The sequence below is a fragment of the Neomoorella stamsii genome (assembly GCF_002995805.1).
In the GTDB taxonomy this organism is placed as follows: Bacteria; Bacillota; DSM-521; order Neomoorellales; family Neomoorellaceae; genus Neomoorella; species Neomoorella stamsii.
Genome location: NZ_PVXL01000080.1, coordinates 1 through 15,986 on the forward strand (window position 1 = coordinate 1; position 15,986 = coordinate 15,986).

Consider the following 15,986-nt stretch of genomic DNA (forward strand, 5'->3'; position numbering starts at 1 on the left):
GCCTTTACCCCAGTTGCTCCCACAGTTCCGGGTGGGGAGAGGGGATAACGACGGCATCCACCAGTTCCCCTTCTTCTTTGAGGGGCGGGGTGGCGGCGTTTACGGCGGCCTGGACAGCGCCGACGCTACCGGTCAGGATGACCACCCCTTTACCCCCCAGCCCGTAGGCCGGACGGATGTCCAGGAGCTCGACAATGGCCGCCTTGGCGGCGGTGTCGGCGGCTTTGATGGCGGCCGTGACGCTGAAAGTCTCGAGGACTCCCATGGCACTTTTAGGGGTTGCTGTGGCTACCCCGCTCAGGGCCGGCAGGACCCCAGGATGGAGGTTGCCCAGGATTAAGCTATTGACGACCGTTACCCCGCCGGTAGCGACGCCATGTTCTACGGCGCTCGTTACGGCGCTGATCTCGCCAGTTAAGATAATTAAGCTTTTACCGGGGCAGGTAGTGCGTATTTTCAGGTCTACCGGCGCGGCCTTAAGACAGCTGTCGGCTACCATTAATCCCCGCGCCAGGCTCTTAAGTTCGATAAGTCCGACGGCGATACCCATCAGTCACCACCTCCATTATTGAGATGTTAGAAGTGAGAGGTGACATTAGCCCCATTATGGGTTGGCGCCTCCCTGGATGACGATGTTGTTATTGATAGCGGTAATGATACCGTTGATGCTGGCATGGAGGTTGGCGCCCGGGGTATCGTCCTTGATACGTGCTAAAAGGTCCCCCGCTGAAACCCGGTCACCTATCTTTACTACCGGCTCCGGCGCGACCCCGGCGCTCTGCTTTAAGGGCAGGTGGACCTGGTTAACTGTGATGTTTTCTTCCCGAAAAGTCACCGTACGTTCGTAATACTCTCTTAAGCCGAGGCGGCTGATAAGGCTTTTAGTTGGTACCTGCCGTCCTTCCCGGAAAGGGGAAGGAATACCCGTTGGATAGGGGCCAGCCCGGAAACCCTTCTGCTGCAGTTCGGCCTTGATTTTCCTGTTGACCTGCCGCGGGGAGAGGTTGAAGGGGCAGGCGTAAAGGTCGCAGAGGCCGCACTCGCTGCAGAGAAGGGCCCTGGGCAGGGTTATATCAACAAGGCCATAGGTAACCGCGCGCATGGCCCGGTGGGGTTCCAGGGGATGCCCTAAAAGGTGCCGTGGGCAGAAGTCCGTGCACTGCTGGCACTGGCAGCAAACCTTGAGGGCAAGTTTTAGCTCCTTGTTTAGATCCCGCCGATAAGCGGCAGCCAGGGGATGATCCAGGAGCAGGACAATAATGCCCTTGGTAGTTTTGGTAACCGGCGCATTAATGCTTGTAACCTTACCCATGCATGGGCCGCCGGTGATAAGCAGGTATTGGTCCACGGCCGGGCCGCCGGCCAGGGCCAGGAGTTCCCGCACCGTGACGCCGACCGGTACCCTGGCAGTGATGGGCTGCCGGACGGCGCCGGTGACGGTAACGTACTTATGGGTTACAGGGTTTCCTTTCAGAGCCTGGTGGATATTATATAAAGTCTCGACGTTTAGAACTACCGCTCCCGCCTGTAATGGTAACCCTCCCGGCGGGATTGTTTTGCCGGTGACGCTATAGGTCAATAAGTGCTCGTCCCCCATGGGGTAGACGTCGGGCAGGAGGTGGAGCTTTAACCCCGGGTAAGTGCTTATCTCTCCTGCCAGGGCGGTACGGGCCTCCCGGTATTTTTCTTTGAGGGCTATAATCCCTGTTCGGGCGCCGGTGGCCTGAACTACTGCGGCCAAGGCGGCCAGGAGTTCCGCCGGGTAGCGGGTCATCAGTTCCTGGTCGACTTTAAGTAAGGGTTCGCACTCGGCCCCGTTAATGATAATGGTCTGTATAGGTGTTCCGGTCTTCAGTTTAAAGGCGGTGGGGAAACCGCCCCCGCCAGCGCCGACCACGCCGGCAGATGCTATTTTATTTATGATGGCGTTTAGTTCGCTGCCAGGCATTTCCTTCAAAGCGGCATCCACTCCGCTCTGGTTCCTGATTTCATAATTAAGCTGCATTTAATTATTAGTCTACCGTTCGCAGCGCCCCGACGATGACCGTCCGCTGTTCCCGGGTGTAGGTGCGAGGGGTGCAGATGCCTTCACCTGTGGGGCTGGCGATGGTGTGGCTGAAGTGTCCTTCGCCGCCGATGTTTAAGCCAGCAGCCGAGGAAGCGTTGACCACGGTGATGTCGGTGCGGAGCCTGCGGGCGTATACGGTGATGCGGCCTGCGTCCTGGCTGTGGATGATGGCTGTATGTTTGAAGCCGTGTTCCACCCGGGCGGCCAGTTCCAGGGCGGCATCAAAGTCCGGCACCCGTACCAGGGGTAGGACGGGCAGCAGCTGTTCTTCCTGCACCAGGGGATGCTCCGGAGGACATTCCATGAGGGCGATCCTGGTACTGTCAGGGGCGTCGATGCCGGCTTGCTTTAGAATAACAGTGGCGTCCCGGCCGATGAGGTCGGGGTGGAAGTGCTTGCCGTCGGGCAGGATGGTGCGCATGAGTTTTTCTTTATCGGTTTCATCCTGTACAAGATAGGCACCGTGGTTTTGCAAATGGAAGATGAGCTCAGCGGCTATTGCTTCCACGGCGATGATGACCTTTTCGGCTATGCAGAGGACGGTGTTGTCAAAGGCGGCGCCGTCGACAATACACCTGGCGGCGTAGTCCAGGTCCTTGACGGTTTCGTCGACGACTACGGGGGGATTGCCGGGCCCGGCGGCGATGGCTTTTTTGCCGTTTCTTAAGGCGCGGTTGACTACTTCGGGACCGCCGGTGGCCACGACCAGGTCCACCGCGGGATGGCTCAAAACCAGGTCCAGGTTTTCCAGGCTGACTTTATCGCCAACGACTAATAAATCCTCCGGCCCGCCGGCTTCTTGGATGGCGGCGTTGAAAAGGCGCACCAGGTACTGGGTGGTCTTGAGCCCTTTGGGATGGGGCAGGAAGATGATGCTGTTGCCGGCGGCGACCATGCTGATGGCGTGGTTGATGACACAGGAGCCGGGATGGGTGGCCGGCTCGATGGAGGCGATGAGGCCGAAGGGCGCTCGCTCAATCAGGATGAGGCCGTTGTCGCCGCTGATGGCTTCGGTCTTTATGTCTTCTAACCCCGGAGTTAAGCGGGCGGCGTAGAGCTTTTTCTGGATCTTGTCTTCTATCCGGCCGTAGCCGGTTTCTTCGTGGGCCAGCCGGGCGATTGTTGCTACGTTTTCAATGGCCGCCCGGCGGATGGCGGCAACGATCTCGCCCCTGGTTTTGAGGCTTAACTTTACCAGTTCTTGCTGCGCTCTTTTGGCAGCATGGATGGCGGCATTTAAATCCCTGTATATGCCTTTGTCACCGCGGGAGGTAGTGGCCACGGCCTGGTCGGCCCGCATCTGGCAGGCACCGCTACACGCTGTTGCCGCGGTAGCTATTGTCCCATTGTGGGACTGCTGCTGGATGTTTTTCAAAACTTCGGCCACAATGCTGGCGATAGTGGTTTCGTCGATCATTTCTGCTCACCGCTCAGGCTGGTAATATCCTGCTGAGATCTGTGTGGGGCCGCGGGATTACATGGACGGCTACTATCTCGCCGTGTCGCCCGGCGGCTGCGGCCCCGGCTTCGGTGGCGGCCTTGACAGCACCGACATCACCGCTGACCATGACGGTTACCAGGCCGGAGCCGATCTTCTCCATACCGGCCAGCTCGACGCCGGCGGCTTTGAGCATGGCATCTGCCGCTTCGATGGCCGCGACCAGTCCTTTGGTTTCGATGAGCCCCAGGGCGCCGTCTTTCATGTTAATCTACCCCCTTGGCAGAGGCGTCTTTTTTCCCGGGCAGGATGCGGGCGACGTCGCTGTGGGGCCGTGGGATGACGTGGACGGCGATGACTTCCCCGAGCCGGGCGGCGGCAGCACCGCCGGCTTCGGTGGCGGCCTTGACGGCACCGACTTCGCCGCTGACCATGACGGTTACCAGGCCAGAGCCGATCTTCTCCATTCCCACCAGTTCGACGCCGGCGGCTTTGAGCATGGCATCTGCCGCTTCGATGGCGGCGACTAAGCCTTTGGTTTCGATGAGGCCTAAAGCGCTCATGGGTTGACTCTTCCTCCTTTAATTTCTAAGGTTCTCCTGGGTTTTTACTTGGAGAGTTTCTTAGGTTAAATACCGCGCTAGTTCTTCATGGGGCCGGGCGATGATCCGGCTGGCAAAAACGGTGCTGACGTTAGCAACCTGTGCCTTTGCGGCTTCAATGGCTGCCGTGACGGCGCTGACTTCACCGCTGATTTTTAATACTACTAGGCCGCTGCCTTTGGTCGATTCGTAGCCGCGGATGGTGACTGCAGCCGTCTTGGCGGCCGTGTCCGCGGCGGCAACGGCGGTGGCCAGGCCGCGAACTTCAATTATACCCAGGGCTTGCTTGTTCATATTTTGCCTCCGAAATTAACTTGCAATGGTTGTAATTAATTTAACTTAAGGGAAGACGGGGCTCCCCTGCTCCTCCTTTACTGTCGCCTATCCCCAAGTGAGGCCAGGACGCGCCGGGTAACATTGGTGATAATCTCCTGCAGTTCTTCTTCCGTTATGCCGGTTGCGGCCGGGGCTTCGCGGGTAGAGACGCTGCAGGCGCCACAATCAACACAGCCGGGGTTGGGTGAAGTAACTCCTGACCTGGCCCGGATTTCCATAAGCTTATAGACCTGTTCCGCCGAGAGAACATTTTCATTTCCCAGCAACCTGGCGGTAAGGCTGATTTTGGCGAATAACTCCAGTGACTCCATTTTATAATAAGCATTATATACGTCCGTACCGACAGTCAGGGCTCCGTGGTTGGCAAGTAGCAGGGCATCATGACTACCAATATATTCCTTCACCGCAGCCGGCACTTCATCAGTAGAGGGCGTCCCGTAGGCAACCAAGGGTATACTCCCCAGGTTGATAATAATTTCCGGCAGCACACAACGATCCAGGGGAATACCGGCCACGGCGAATCCGGTAGCCGTCGGCGGATGAGCATGAACCACCGCCCGTACATCCGGCCGCTGGCGGTATATTTCCAGGTGCATTTTCAATTCCGATGAAGGTTTTAACTGCCCGCTCAATTGTTCTCCCTGCATATTGACTTTAACCAGCATCTCCGGGGTCATAAAACCCTTACTGACGCCGGTAGGTGTCGCCAATACTTCTTTTTCATTCAGGCGGATGCTGATATTACCATCATTGGAAGCCACGAAACCGTGCTGGTAAATCCGCCGCCCTACTTCGCAGATATCCTGGCGTAATTGAAATTCCGAAGGCACCATGTTTGCCCCCCAGCATGTTTTCTAAATCTAAAAGATACCTCGGGGGCACTGCTACAATCCTCAGTCCCCCGTTAACAGCTATATTTCCTCGTCAAATTCCCCCAGTTCTAGCGGATACCTGCCATACTCCCGTACCAGTTGTACCAGGTAATCATAATTCTCCGGCGGTACATTAGCAGCTACGGAATGGTCAGAAGAAATGATATAGCCCCCGCCTTTGGCAGCGTTCAGTTTACGCAGGACCTCCCTCCGGATCGCATCTTTATCCCCTTCGGCTAAAACCCGGACGTCAATATTACCGTTAAATGCCAGCCGGCCCTTGTACTGGCGCTTTAATTCCACCACATCCAGGCCAGCTTTAGCTTCCAGGGGGTTATAGCAGTCCACACCCGCGTCGATCAGGTCCTCGTAAATAGCACGAGCATTGCCGCAGCCGTGGTAAATGATCTTCGCCCCCATGGCGTGGAATTCAGTGCACAGCTTTTCCACTGCCGGGTAAAACATCTTCCGCCACAGATCCGGGGAAAAGAACATGCCCTTGTCGTAAGCCACGTCGCCCCAGATGTACATGCCCTTTAAATTAAACATTTCAATCTGCTTCTTACCAATGGCCAGCATATGCTCCGTCAGGCGGTCGATAAAGGCCTGGGTTTCATCGGGATAGAGCACCAGGTCCATCAAAGCTCCTTCCGTACCACGGCAGCGCCAGAGGGCTTCAAAGGGTTCGCAGACGCTACCAAAAATGAAATAGTCGTCTTTATAGCGCTCTACTGTCTCGGCAAAACTGGGCAATACGAGGTAGGTGTCACCGGTATTGATGATATCGTCCCGCTCGTCATAATAACGGCGGGGATCGAGGGGATCATCGAACTCAAACTTCTCATATTCAGCTGCTGACTTGATACCAAATTCGAGGAACATGGGCATGGGAGCTTCAACCTGTCTTTTGATAATTGAACCCCAACCGGTTTCGTAAATCATATACTCATCATTTTTTTCAATAAAACGGCTACGTATAACACGGGGATCCATGTTAGGGCTGACTACAAGGATATCAAGGTCGTAGTAATCGTATATAAAAATGTCCTCGCTATTTCTTTTTTGCCATTCTTGTAAGAAAAGGCTCCAGAAGAAATCAGTGATAGGCACCCGATCCGGTTCTTCATGGTTTAAGGCTTTAAGTACCCGTTCAGTTTTAACCTCACCCTTAGTTTTGCTCATGGTAGTAGAAACCTCCTATCCTCTTCCCTTACTATAGTCTTGTTAATCAATACTTCCCGTACAGGGGCCCAAAGTTACGACAGGCCCTGTAATCCGCACCTTCCAGGTCCTCTGTGCCAAAGGCACTCCAAGCGCTGGGCCGGAAGATCCTTTCCGGCGGGACATTATGCATGCAGACAGGTATTCGCAAAATGGAGGCGAGGGTTATTAAATCTGCCCCGATGTGGCCATAGCTGAAGGCGCCATGATTGGCTCCCCAGTTATTCATTACCGAGTAGACATCGGTAAAGGCACCCTTACCAGTCAGCCTTGGGGCGAACCATGTCGTGGGCCAGCTGGGATCGGTCCTGTCGTCCAGGATCCGGTGCATATCTTCCGGTAATTCCACAGTGTAACCCTCCGCTATCTGTAGTACGGGTCCCAGCCCCTTAATAATATTCACCCGCGAAAGGGTTATGGGCATCCCGCCCATGGTAACAAATTTTGAGGAGAAGCCGCCCCCTCGAAAATACTCCCGGACAGCGGGCCACCAGGTGGTTGCCTCCAGGCATGCTTTAACATCTTCGGGTGTTATCTCCCAGAAGGGTTTCATGGCCGGCCGGCCGTCTTTAAGCATCCTCCCCGAACCATCCAGGGCCGCAGCACCGGAGTTGATCAGGTGGATAATGCCCCCGGCGGCAATCCCTTCCAGTTCTTTGCCAGTTACTCTCTTGACGGCCGCCGGGCTCCAGAAGGTTCTAACATCGGCAAAGACCTGGGCGGTGTTGGTCAGTAAATAGCCGAACAGCATGGCCACACCATTGAGGCTATCGTTTTCCGTGGCCATAATATAAGGCCGCCTGATGCCGTTCCAGTCAAAAGAGGAATTTAAAATGGCTTCCATAAAATCGCCGTTGGGGAAATGGTCGGTCCATTGCCGCTGCCCCTGGAAGCCGGCAGCCAGGGCATTATGGCCTTCGGCTTCTTCTTTATATCCCATCTCGGCCAGCCGGGGATTGCCAACCATTAGATCCCGGCATATTAAGGCCATCTTAACAGAAGTACTCCACTCCCTATCCTTTTGCTCCCGGCCGGCTTGCTTGTCAGGCGGGTTGCGATCCGCACCTTCTTTACAGTTCTCCTTCACCCATTGCATCGCCTGGGCATACTCTTCCTGGTCGTAAATTACCTCTTCAATCCTCCGGGTTATTTCCGACATATCGACGTATTCACATCTCATCCCGAGATAACTCTCAAAGAAATGAGGATCGACTATAGATCCAGCAATGCCCATGGATACATTGCCGATTGACAGGTATGATTTACCCCGCATTAAGGCGACCGCCAGGCCGGCCCTGGCGAACTGCAGTATTTTTTGGGCTACATCATCAGGAATATTCTCATCGCCAGCATCTTGGACATCGCGGCCGTAGATGCCAAAAGCCGGCAGTCCTTTCTGGCTGTGCCCCGCCAGTGCGGCCGCGAGATAGACGGCCCCCGGACGCTCCGTACCGTTAAACCCCCAGATAGCTTTGGGTATAAAAGGGTCCATATCGATGGTTTCGGAGCCGTAACACCAGCAAGGAGTTACGCTTATCGTCAGGCCGACGCCTTCGCGGGCGAACTTCTCCGCGCAGCGGGCCGCCTCGGCCACGCCGCCAATAGTGGTATCGGCTATCACGCACTCCACCGGTGACCCATCAGGATACTTTATATTGTTCTCCAGTAACTTTTGCACCTTTCTAGCCATGCCCATGGTGGTTTCTTCCAGGGATTCCCGCACTCCGTTACGGCGCCCGTCAATGATAGGCCGGATACCGATTTTGGGTAATCTCGCATTCAATAATAGGGCATCTTTCATTTGCTTCACCTTCATCCCCAATTTTTATGATGAAATAAGCTGTGGACCTATCTTTGTGATAACAGGCAGGGTAACATTTAATTAATCCTGATGGAATACTTCCTCCATAACCGCCCACCATTCCCCTTCCCCCCGCGTCTCGAGGGGTTCTTGACAGGGTTTGCATACCTCCCACCATTTCTGGGTAGTGGGATCGGCAGCCATTTTGGCCATATCAGCTTCGTAGTCATCGCCAATATATTCATAGTAACTAAACAGATACCCATCTTTATAGAAAATGCTGTAATTCCTTATATTGCACTCGGTAATCATCCTGGCCACTCCGGGCCATACGGCAGCGTGCAGCTTTTTATATTCCTCCAGTTTTTCAGGTTTGACCTTAATGACCATGCCATAGCGCTTCATCTTTATCCTCCCTCCCATAATTTGCTATCATTAATAGACACATTCCCTTGCTGCTTCGCCATAGGCAAGAAGGTTTTCCTTTGGCGCGTCGAAGAAGTGGTCGGCAGGCATCATAATGTACCCGCCGCCTTTACCATAAATCTCAAAAAGCCTGTGAACTTCTTCTTTGACCTGCTCCGGCGTGCCGTTGGTGAGGATGTTATACTGGTCTAGACCGCCTATAAGGGCCACTTTGCCGTGCATAGCTTCATATAGCTCGGGGCCCTCGATATTGCCTCCCACACCCTTGGGTGCCAGAGTTTCCGAACAGTCAGTATTAGTGGCGATTATGAGATCAAAGAGGCCGAGCATACCGCCACAAGTATGGTATGAAGCTATATGCCCCACATCGTGGAGGGCATCATGTATCTTCCTGTCATAGGGCAGGCAGAATTCCTCGAACATCTTCGGCGAAATAACCGTAGAAGAGGAAGCTCCACCGCCGGTTTCAATGAGATCGAATTTGGCGCCCCGCAGGGATTCATATATAAACTGCAGTTTCTTTTCCAGGAGTATATCCAAAAATTCATGTACCCAGGCAGGATCATCCATAGCCGCATAAATCATGGGTGCCGTGTCATATAGGACACAAGCGTGCTGCCAGCAACCGGCCTGGTCGCCCCAGACAAAACCCTTCAAAATTCCCTTATCACCAATACGATCATATTCTTTCCGGATGGCTTCTTTATCAAGTTTAGGGACAGGCATATACTTTAAAAGATAAATATCCTCGGGTTTTTTAATCATAAATTCCGTAATCCATACCGTATAGTGGTTGCCTTCCGTTTTATACGTCAGGACACCTTTGGGGGTGTAGATGGTATGGTGGACAATCATCCGGTCGGGGTCGTCGTTGACGATCTCAACTTCGTCATACCACTCATCAGAATACCTTTTGGACTCTACTTTGCCCGGCAGCCAGAACTGCCCCATAGCTTCAAAATACTGAATTACTGCATCCAGGCCACACTCCTGAAAGGCATCAAGGGCGTCAATCCCTCCCATGTATTTTTCCAGATGATAGGGCTGCCACTGGTGCACCGTGGCCGGCAAGCGGTCGGGCACTCCTTTAGCCAGGGCGGTAAGCAATCTTTCCCGGGAAGTCATTTGCGCCATTTCTCATACCACCCTTGTTACTCCGGATTTAGTTGTAATTTTCTTTTGTATTTTTTATTTAGGGGGAGTTATAACGTTTAAGGTTTATAACTCCCCCTTTTTTTCTTATGAACTACCACTGCGCCGGCATAAACTTGTCTACATCATCTTTGGTAATGATATGCTTGGGCAAGTAGCGAACAGGCTCTACATCCTTACCATTGAACCAGTCGGCTGCCGCTTTGACTGCCGCGGCGCCGTCACCTTCGGCCGTCTGGTAAGTGATGGCCTGGATTTTACCTTCTTTCACCAGGTCCATGCCTACCTTGCTGTTACCGGCGGCAACGACAATAATATCTTGCCTGTTGGCCTTCTTGATGGCTTCCGCAGTACCGATTGCCTGGGCAGAATCGTCGGCAAGAATTATACCCTTAAGTTTGGAGCCGAACCTGGTAATCCAGTCTGATACCACCTGCATGGTTTTTTCAGCTTCGAAACCGGGGGCCTGTTTATCTAAAAGCTCCATCTTAGGGGCGATCTTCTTTAACTCGGTTATCGGGGCGTACGTCCTGGCAAAGAAGGGTGAACCGCCGGGGTTATGCTGAATAATTGCATAACCGCCTTCATTATGCATCAACTCTGCAAATTTTTGTGCCAGCATTCTGAATTGACCCCAGTCATCCGGGCCGGTCCAGGCAATGACGTATTTCATAGCTTCACTCTCGGGATGGGTGTTGGTAGCAATAACAGGAATGCCCGCCTGATTGATCTTCCTGAAAAGCTGCACTGACATTTTGGCGTCAACAGGGATCATCAATATCATATCCGGCCGGGCACCTATAGCCTGATCCACCATCTGGGCCTGGACGTCGGCATTAAAATTCGGTGACATAACTTTTAATTCCATCCCGTAAGCATCCGCCACTTTTTTGGCGCCTCTAATGTAAGCGGTAGTCCAGGGATGATCCCCGTGTACTATTAAAATAACTTTTTTCCCTTTGGCACCGTCTTTAGGTGACTTGGGAATATTAACTTTGCTAACTCCCCAGCCGGAATATTCCATGTCATACCAGTGCATGGCATCGTCTTCAGGAAGTTTAGCGGGATCGGCCGGTCGTGGCGGGACTTCCTTTTTCTCCAAAGGTGGGAGAAGAAGCTGGCCGTCATCGGCCTTCAGCCCGGCAACTATACTATCAGCTTTGAGGGATTCTTCCAGGTTAGAGCTTTTCTTTTCAGCCTGGCCGCTCTGTCCACTTTTAGATGGTTCCTGGGCCTGCTTGCCGCCACAGCCAGCTATAAATAACGCGGCTATTAAAACCACTAGTAGTATAGCGCTTATTTTTTTAATCATTTTTAGCTTTGAACCTCCTGTCTTGCTTATAATTTGCTTGCTTATAATTTGCTCCCGAAATTTTATTGTTGAGAAAGTAGTACCCTTGTAATTGCTTACTTCTACAAATACCTCCTTTTCCTTTATTCAGTTTAAAGTCTCCAACTTTACCGCTTTACCTCCCCTTCCTTTTCCTTTTTTTAAGCTCACCTCCTTTAACAATTCCGGTCTTTGTCCTTTAACCTTATTCGCCTGGTACAAAGCATAGGCTTCATATAGGACCACTACCGCCAGAACCAAACCGCTCGCTAAAATTTGTATTTCATAGCCTGCACCAAGGTTAGTAAGGCCGTTATAGAGGATAGTCAGGGTTAAAACAGCTACGGCACTGCCCAGTATACTACCTTTGCCGCCGGCCATGGAGGTACCACCGATAATAGTTGCCGCTACTACGATCATCAGGGAACTCGTACCGATGGTGGGTGTAGCCGAACTAAGGCTCATGGCAAAGAGTGCGCCCCCCAGGGCCGCAGTGATACCGGAAATTATAAAAGCCACAATAACGTATCCTTCCGTGTTAAGCCCAGCCAGCCAGGCAGTTTCCCTGTTGGCACCTACCATGTAAAAACCCCGGCCGTATTTGGTACGTACCAGAAGGACTTCAAATAAAAGCACGAAAATAATAGTAATCAATACCCGCGGTGGTAAAAATGGAATGATGGGTGTTTCCAGCCAGTCTGCTATGGTAAAATCAGTAGCGTTTAAGGCATAACCTTTACCGTATAAAAAGATAATTCCCTGCACCGTGGTCATGGTCCCAAGTGTAACTATGAACGAATCAATCTTGGCCCGCGCTACCAGGAAACCGTTGGCCAGGCCCACCAGCGCTCCTGCTAACACTGCAATGAGGAGGCTTCCGCCCCAACCCAGTGATGGTTGAAACCCGATAACAAACATAGCGCCTAAAGTAAGGGTGGTACCAACTGATAGGTCAAGCTCCTTGCAAATCATCACGATGGTGAACCCTACGGCCACCATGGCATTTAAACTCATACCCTTAAGGATATTGGTGATGTTATAAGGGGTCAAAAAGTTGGGTACGAATATGGCCATTGCTATAAAAACCAGTCCGCAGAGGAAATATATTCTATAGTTATTGATTACCTGGTAAACTTTTTTGTTCATGTCATCCATCTGCCTTCCCTAATTTTCGCAGTGAATAGGTATTAACCCAGACAACCAGGATAAAAACCATACCCTGGACAATCGTCTGAGAAAAGGTATCTACTCCCAATAAGGTCAGGATATTATTCAGAAGGCCGATAACCACTACTCCCCCCAGGACTCCTATCATGTTCCCTTTACCACCGGCCAGGCTTACCCCCCCCAGAACAATAGCTGTGACTGCCCGGAAGTCATAGCCGGCACCGTTGTAATAGGCCCCTATTTTTACCAGTGAAGTCAAAAGAATCCCACCAATGGAAGCGGCCATGGCCGATAATATAAATGCCAGCCCTACCATCCAGGTTACATTTACTCCTGTCATCCTCGCCACTTCGTAGGAAGAACCGATAAGTTTTAGCTGCACGCCAAACTTTGTTTTAGCAAGCAATATCTGCCCGATAATTACCATCACCAGAAAGACGACTATGGTAATTGGTATCGAACCCCCTATATTAATCCTCGCCAGGTTCACAAAGGCTGTTGCCAACTTTTCGCCGGCCTTTAAATCCGGATAAATTTGTTCACCCCGGTAAAGCCATCTCACTACCCCATTAATTACAAAAGCAACCGCCAGCGTCCAGATAATCGGGTTGGCTCTAAGTTTACCAACAACAAAGGCATTTATCAGGCCTATCATAAGACCTGTTACAAATCCCGCCGCCAGACTAACTACAAGACCATAACGCAACATGTCAACGGCGATCATTCCCGAAAGGGCAATAATCCCGGGTACTGACATGTCTGCAAAATGCCCGCTGTAGGTTACAAAAGTAACGCCCACGGCAACAATACCCAGTAATGCCACTGCATGGACAACATTCGCTAGATTTTCAAGGGTTAAAAACTTGCTGGAAATTAAAGTTCCCAGGCAGAGAAGTACAAAAATCATAACATAAACACCGAACTTTTCTATCCAGACAGTTATTTCTGCAGGATGCTTTTTGGGCTCAATTCTTTCGCTTTTAACTAGCATGGGCTATTTCCCCTTCACTGTTGATAGCCAATAGTACTGCTTCTTCCGTACAGTCCTTACCCGGTATTTCCCCCATGAGATGGCCCTTACGCATTATTAATATCCGGTCGGATAATCGCACTAATTCCGGCAGATCAGACGAGATGAGAATCATGGCTACCCCCTGGGCAGCTAGTTTTTCTATGGCCGTGTGTATAGTCACTTTAGCTCCTATGTCCACACCTCGCGTAGGTTCATCGAGGATCAACACCCGGGGTCCGGTGGCCAGCCACTTACCTAATAAAACCTTTTGTTGATTCCCACCCGATAGATTACCTACGTACCGGGATGGATCCGGAGGTGAAATGTGCAGATCTTCTATTAATTTTTTTACTATACCCTTTCCTGCTTGCCTCTGGTAAATTAAACCTTTGCTTTGCTTGGGAATTAAGGGAGCCAACAGGTTTTCCTCTACCGTGAGGCGCAAGGCAAGGCCCTCGGTTTTACGGTCTTCAGTTAGATAGGCGATACCATGCTGGAGTGCCCGGGCCATATTTTTGACTTTAATTCTCCTGCCCGCTAGGATGATTTCTCCTGCATCCACAGGGTCGACCCCGCCAATGGCTCGCCCCAGCTCGGTACGCCCAGCCCCGGCCAGGCCGGCAATTCCCACAATCTCCCCCGCCCTGACGCAAAAGGATATGTCATGGAAAAAGCCATACCTGCTTAAGTTTTTAACCTCCAGGATTATCTGGCCGGTGGTTCTGTCCGCCGCCCTCTTCACTTGACTGATAGACCGGCCTACCATCATTTCGATTAATTTTTCCGGTGTAACGTCCGTTATATTCAGGGTCCCCACTTTCCGGCCATCACGCATTACACTTACTCGATCTGCAACCTGGAAAATTTCATTTAAATGATGGCTGATGTAAACGATGGCCAGCCCCTGCTGCTTTAGTTTGCCTATTATTTTAAACAGACGTTCTACCTCTTCGCGCGACAGGGCGGAAGTTGGCTCATCCATAACTAGGATGCGGGGGTTGTTGCCCAGGGCCTTGGCTATCTCCACTAGCTGGGCTTCATGCTGGCTGATTGCTTCCACGGGGGTAAAAGGGTCGAGATAGTCCAATTCTACGCTTTTCAGGCAAGCTCTTGTTTCCTGAATTAAGGCCTTATTGTCAAGAAACCACTTGTTTCTTACCGGCAGCCTCCCCACCAGCACATTTTCAGCAATAGTAAGAGCCCTGGCCAGGCTTAATTCCTGATAGATCATGGCTATGCCATTAGCTTTGGCAATCGCCGGTGAATGCAGTTTCACCTCCTTTCCATCAATGTAGATCTGACCTGTGTAGTCATTAAAGGAACCGGCCAGCATTTTCATTAAAGTAGATTTGCCCGCCCCATTCTCCCCTACGAGGGCATGAACTTCGCCAGGGTAAACTTCAAAATCAACGTTGTCTACAGCCAGGGTACCCGGGAATTTTTTGCTGACATTTTTCATTTGCAATGCCGGAATTAAGCCCACCTTTACTTCACCTGCCTGAACTATATTTTCGAGCCTCGTCATACATGGCTACAATGTTGCGCGCTGGCACTTCAGGAAGCAGGTAATCATGGGAGGCAGCAACTATATATCTGCCATCGCTCCCTAATATATCAATAATCCTTCGCGTTTCTGCCCTTACCTCCGCTTCTGTTCCATTTAATAAAATTTCATTTTCGTCGATACCGCCAAAAAAGGCAATATCTTTCCCATATTCTCTCTTTAATACCACCGGATCCATATGCTGGCAGCTTACCTGGATGGGGTTTATGACGTCTAAACCAATTTCTATTAAATCCGGGAATATTTCATGAATGTCCCCGCAGGAATGCAGACCTGCTACCGCCCCGTTTTCATGGGCCTGCTCTATCAGTTTGGCAACATAAGGTTTATAAAACTTGCGCCACATATCAGGGGACATCAATAAAGCGCGCATGGAGCCAAAATCATTACCAAAGAAATAAAAATCAATAACACCCGGATTAGCCTCATAAGTTCTCCTGTTTAGCTCATAATAAAACTCAAAACATTTCCTTATAATGGCCTCGACAACGCCGGGATTTATATACATATTGACAAAGAATTGTTCCATGCCCATAAGTTCTGTAGAATCGTGAAAAAACGGAGCCCATGTTGCGCCAATGAGACAATATCCCCTGGCATCCTCCAGTTCCTCTCTGGTGATGACTACATCCCAGTCATCTGGATCGGGAAACTTGTATTTTTCCACGTCCTGTATAGTCTGTGCATTTTCCAGCGGGTGATTAAGGGCCTGGCCGTAGTGCAAACCGCCCCTTCTAATTCCCCATTCATTCTCCATTGTTCCATCCTCGTATTTTTTAAACGGCAATCCAATATATTTAGGTCTAACGGTTTTAAAGTCCATGCCGAGAATATCATACATTGCCTCTTTCTCCGACTTTGCTCCAAGGAACTCCATTATATTGCGGGTCGTTTCGGGTGCCCCCCCATACCACATGGGTAACCGGTCTGTTTTTTTTCCTTTAATCGCAGCCAGCGCCCGTTCTTTGGAAATCATTATGTCTCTCCTCCCAGGCTT

General features: G+C 51.4%; 16 protein-coding genes. All 16 read right to left on the reverse strand.

All coding sequences use genetic code 11. The features are described from left to right. Positions 1–4: 4 nt before the first annotated feature. Entirely contained in the window at positions 5–550 is a 546-nt protein-coding gene (locus tag MOST_RS16505; RefSeq protein WP_054935792.1) for a BMC domain-containing protein, read from the reverse strand. A gap of 54 nt (positions 551–604) precedes the next feature. Continuing rightward, complete coding sequence (locus MOST_RS16510) at positions 605–1,948, reverse strand: 4Fe-4S dicluster domain-containing protein (protein WP_106007236.1); 1,344 nt, start codon at positions 1,946–1,948, stop codon at positions 605–607. A 64-nt stretch (positions 1,949–2,012) separates the two neighbouring features. After that, entirely contained in the window at positions 2,013–3,485 is a 1,473-nt protein-coding gene (locus MOST_RS16515) for an aldehyde dehydrogenase (protein WP_054937957.1), read from the reverse strand. A 13-nt stretch (positions 3,486–3,498) separates the two neighbouring features. After that, entirely contained in the window at positions 3,499–3,771 is a 273-nt protein-coding gene (locus MOST_RS16520; protein WP_054937956.1) for a BMC domain-containing protein, read from the reverse strand. Position 3,772: 1 nt separating this feature from the next. After that, the gene (locus tag MOST_RS16525) at positions 3,773–4,069 is read right to left on the reverse strand and encodes a BMC domain-containing protein (protein ID WP_054937955.1); all 297 of its coding nucleotides are present in this window, start codon (positions 4,067–4,069) and stop codon (positions 3,773–3,775) included. Between the two features lie 60 nt (positions 4,070–4,129). Then, positions 4,130–4,402 carry a BMC domain-containing protein gene (locus MOST_RS16530; RefSeq protein WP_054937954.1) on the reverse strand — a complete coding sequence of 91 codons (273 nt, stop codon included), beginning with the start codon at positions 4,400–4,402 and terminating at the stop codon, positions 4,130–4,132. A 77-nt stretch (positions 4,403–4,479) separates the two neighbouring features. Further along, the gene (locus MOST_RS16535) at positions 4,480–5,274 is read right to left on the reverse strand and encodes a class II aldolase/adducin family protein (protein WP_054937965.1); all 795 of its coding nucleotides are present in this window, start codon (positions 5,272–5,274) and stop codon (positions 4,480–4,482) included. 81 nt (positions 5,275–5,355) lie between these two features. After that, positions 5,356–6,498, reverse strand: a complete 1,143-nt coding sequence (locus MOST_RS16540; protein ID WP_054937953.1) for a uroporphyrinogen decarboxylase family protein — start codon at positions 6,496–6,498, stop codon at positions 5,356–5,358. A 46-nt stretch (positions 6,499–6,544) separates the two neighbouring features. Next, the gene (locus MOST_RS16545; RefSeq protein WP_054937952.1) at positions 6,545–8,338 is read right to left on the reverse strand and encodes an L-fucose isomerase; all 1,794 of its coding nucleotides are present in this window, start codon (positions 8,336–8,338) and stop codon (positions 6,545–6,547) included. Positions 8,339–8,419: 81 nt separating this feature from the next. Further along, a complete protein-coding gene (locus MOST_RS16550; protein ID WP_054937951.1) occupies positions 8,420–8,743 on the reverse strand; it encodes an L-rhamnose mutarotase in 324 nt (107 codons plus the stop codon). Positions 8,744–8,773: 30 nt separating this feature from the next. Continuing rightward, positions 8,774–9,898, reverse strand: a complete 1,125-nt coding sequence (locus tag MOST_RS16555) for a uroporphyrinogen decarboxylase family protein (protein WP_054937950.1) — start codon at positions 9,896–9,898, stop codon at positions 8,774–8,776. 112 nt (positions 9,899–10,010) lie between these two features. Beyond that, the gene (locus MOST_RS16560; protein WP_054937949.1) at positions 10,011–11,228 is read right to left on the reverse strand and encodes a sugar ABC transporter substrate-binding protein; all 1,218 of its coding nucleotides are present in this window, start codon (positions 11,226–11,228) and stop codon (positions 10,011–10,013) included. Positions 11,229–11,354: 126 nt separating this feature from the next. Continuing rightward, entirely contained in the window at positions 11,355–12,392 is a 1,038-nt protein-coding gene (locus MOST_RS16565; RefSeq protein WP_054937948.1) for an ABC transporter permease, read from the reverse strand. 1 nt (position 12,393) lies between these two features. After that, complete coding sequence (locus MOST_RS16570; protein ID WP_054937947.1) at positions 12,394–13,404, reverse strand: ABC transporter permease; 1,011 nt, start codon at positions 13,402–13,404, stop codon at positions 12,394–12,396. Next, a complete protein-coding gene (locus tag MOST_RS16575) occupies positions 13,394–14,908 on the reverse strand; it encodes a sugar ABC transporter ATP-binding protein (RefSeq protein ID WP_208974869.1) in 1,515 nt (504 codons plus the stop codon). The genes MOST_RS16570 and MOST_RS16575 overlap by 11 nt, the downstream gene beginning before the upstream one ends. 7 nt (positions 14,909–14,915) lie before the next feature. After that, on the reverse strand, positions 14,916–15,965 hold the full coding sequence (locus tag MOST_RS16580; RefSeq protein WP_054937946.1) for a uroporphyrinogen decarboxylase family protein: 1,050 nt from the start codon (positions 15,963–15,965) through the stop codon (positions 14,916–14,918). Positions 15,966–15,986: the final 21 nt, after the last annotated feature.

Coding starts and splice junctions, on each gene's coding strand:
- MOST_RS16505 (WP_054935792.1), bottom strand. CDS start 550: ATGGGTATCGCCGTCGGACTTATCGAACTTAAGAGCCTGGCGCGGGGA.
- MOST_RS16510 (WP_106007236.1), bottom strand. CDS start 1,948: ATGCCTGGCAGCGAACTAAACGCCATCATAAATAAAATAGCATCTGCC.
- MOST_RS16515 (WP_054937957.1), bottom strand. CDS start 3,485: ATGATCGACGAAACCACTATCGCCAGCATTGTGGCCGAAGTTTTGAAA.
- MOST_RS16520 (WP_054937956.1), bottom strand. CDS start 3,771: ATGAAAGACGGCGCCCTGGGGCTCATCGAAACCAAAGGACTGGTCGCG.
- MOST_RS16525 (WP_054937955.1), bottom strand. CDS start 4,069: ATGAGCGCTTTAGGCCTCATCGAAACCAAAGGCTTAGTCGCCGCCATC.
- MOST_RS16530 (WP_054937954.1), bottom strand. CDS start 4,402: ATGAACAAGCAAGCCCTGGGTATAATTGAAGTTCGCGGCCTGGCCACC.
- MOST_RS16540 (WP_054937953.1), bottom strand. CDS start 6,498: ATGAGCAAAACTAAGGGTGAGGTTAAAACTGAACGGGTACTTAAAGCC.
- MOST_RS16545 (WP_054937952.1), bottom strand. CDS start 8,338: ATGAAAGATGCCCTATTATTGAATGCGAGATTACCCAAAATCGGTATC.
- MOST_RS16550 (WP_054937951.1), bottom strand. CDS start 8,743: ATGAAGCGCTATGGCATGGTCATTAAGGTCAAACCTGAAAAACTGGAG.
- MOST_RS16555 (WP_054937950.1), bottom strand. CDS start 9,898: ATGGCGCAAATGACTTCCCGGGAAAGATTGCTTACCGCCCTGGCTAAA.
- MOST_RS16560 (WP_054937949.1), bottom strand. CDS start 11,228: ATGATTAAAAAAATAAGCGCTATACTACTAGTGGTTTTAATAGCCGCG.
- MOST_RS16565 (WP_054937948.1), bottom strand. CDS start 12,392: ATGAACAAAAAAGTTTACCAGGTAATCAATAACTATAGAATATATTTC.
- MOST_RS16570 (WP_054937947.1), bottom strand. CDS start 13,404: ATGCTAGTTAAAAGCGAAAGAATTGAGCCCAAAAAGCATCCTGCAGAA.
- MOST_RS16580 (WP_054937946.1), bottom strand. CDS start 15,965: ATGATTTCCAAAGAACGGGCGCTGGCTGCGATTAAAGGAAAAAAAACA.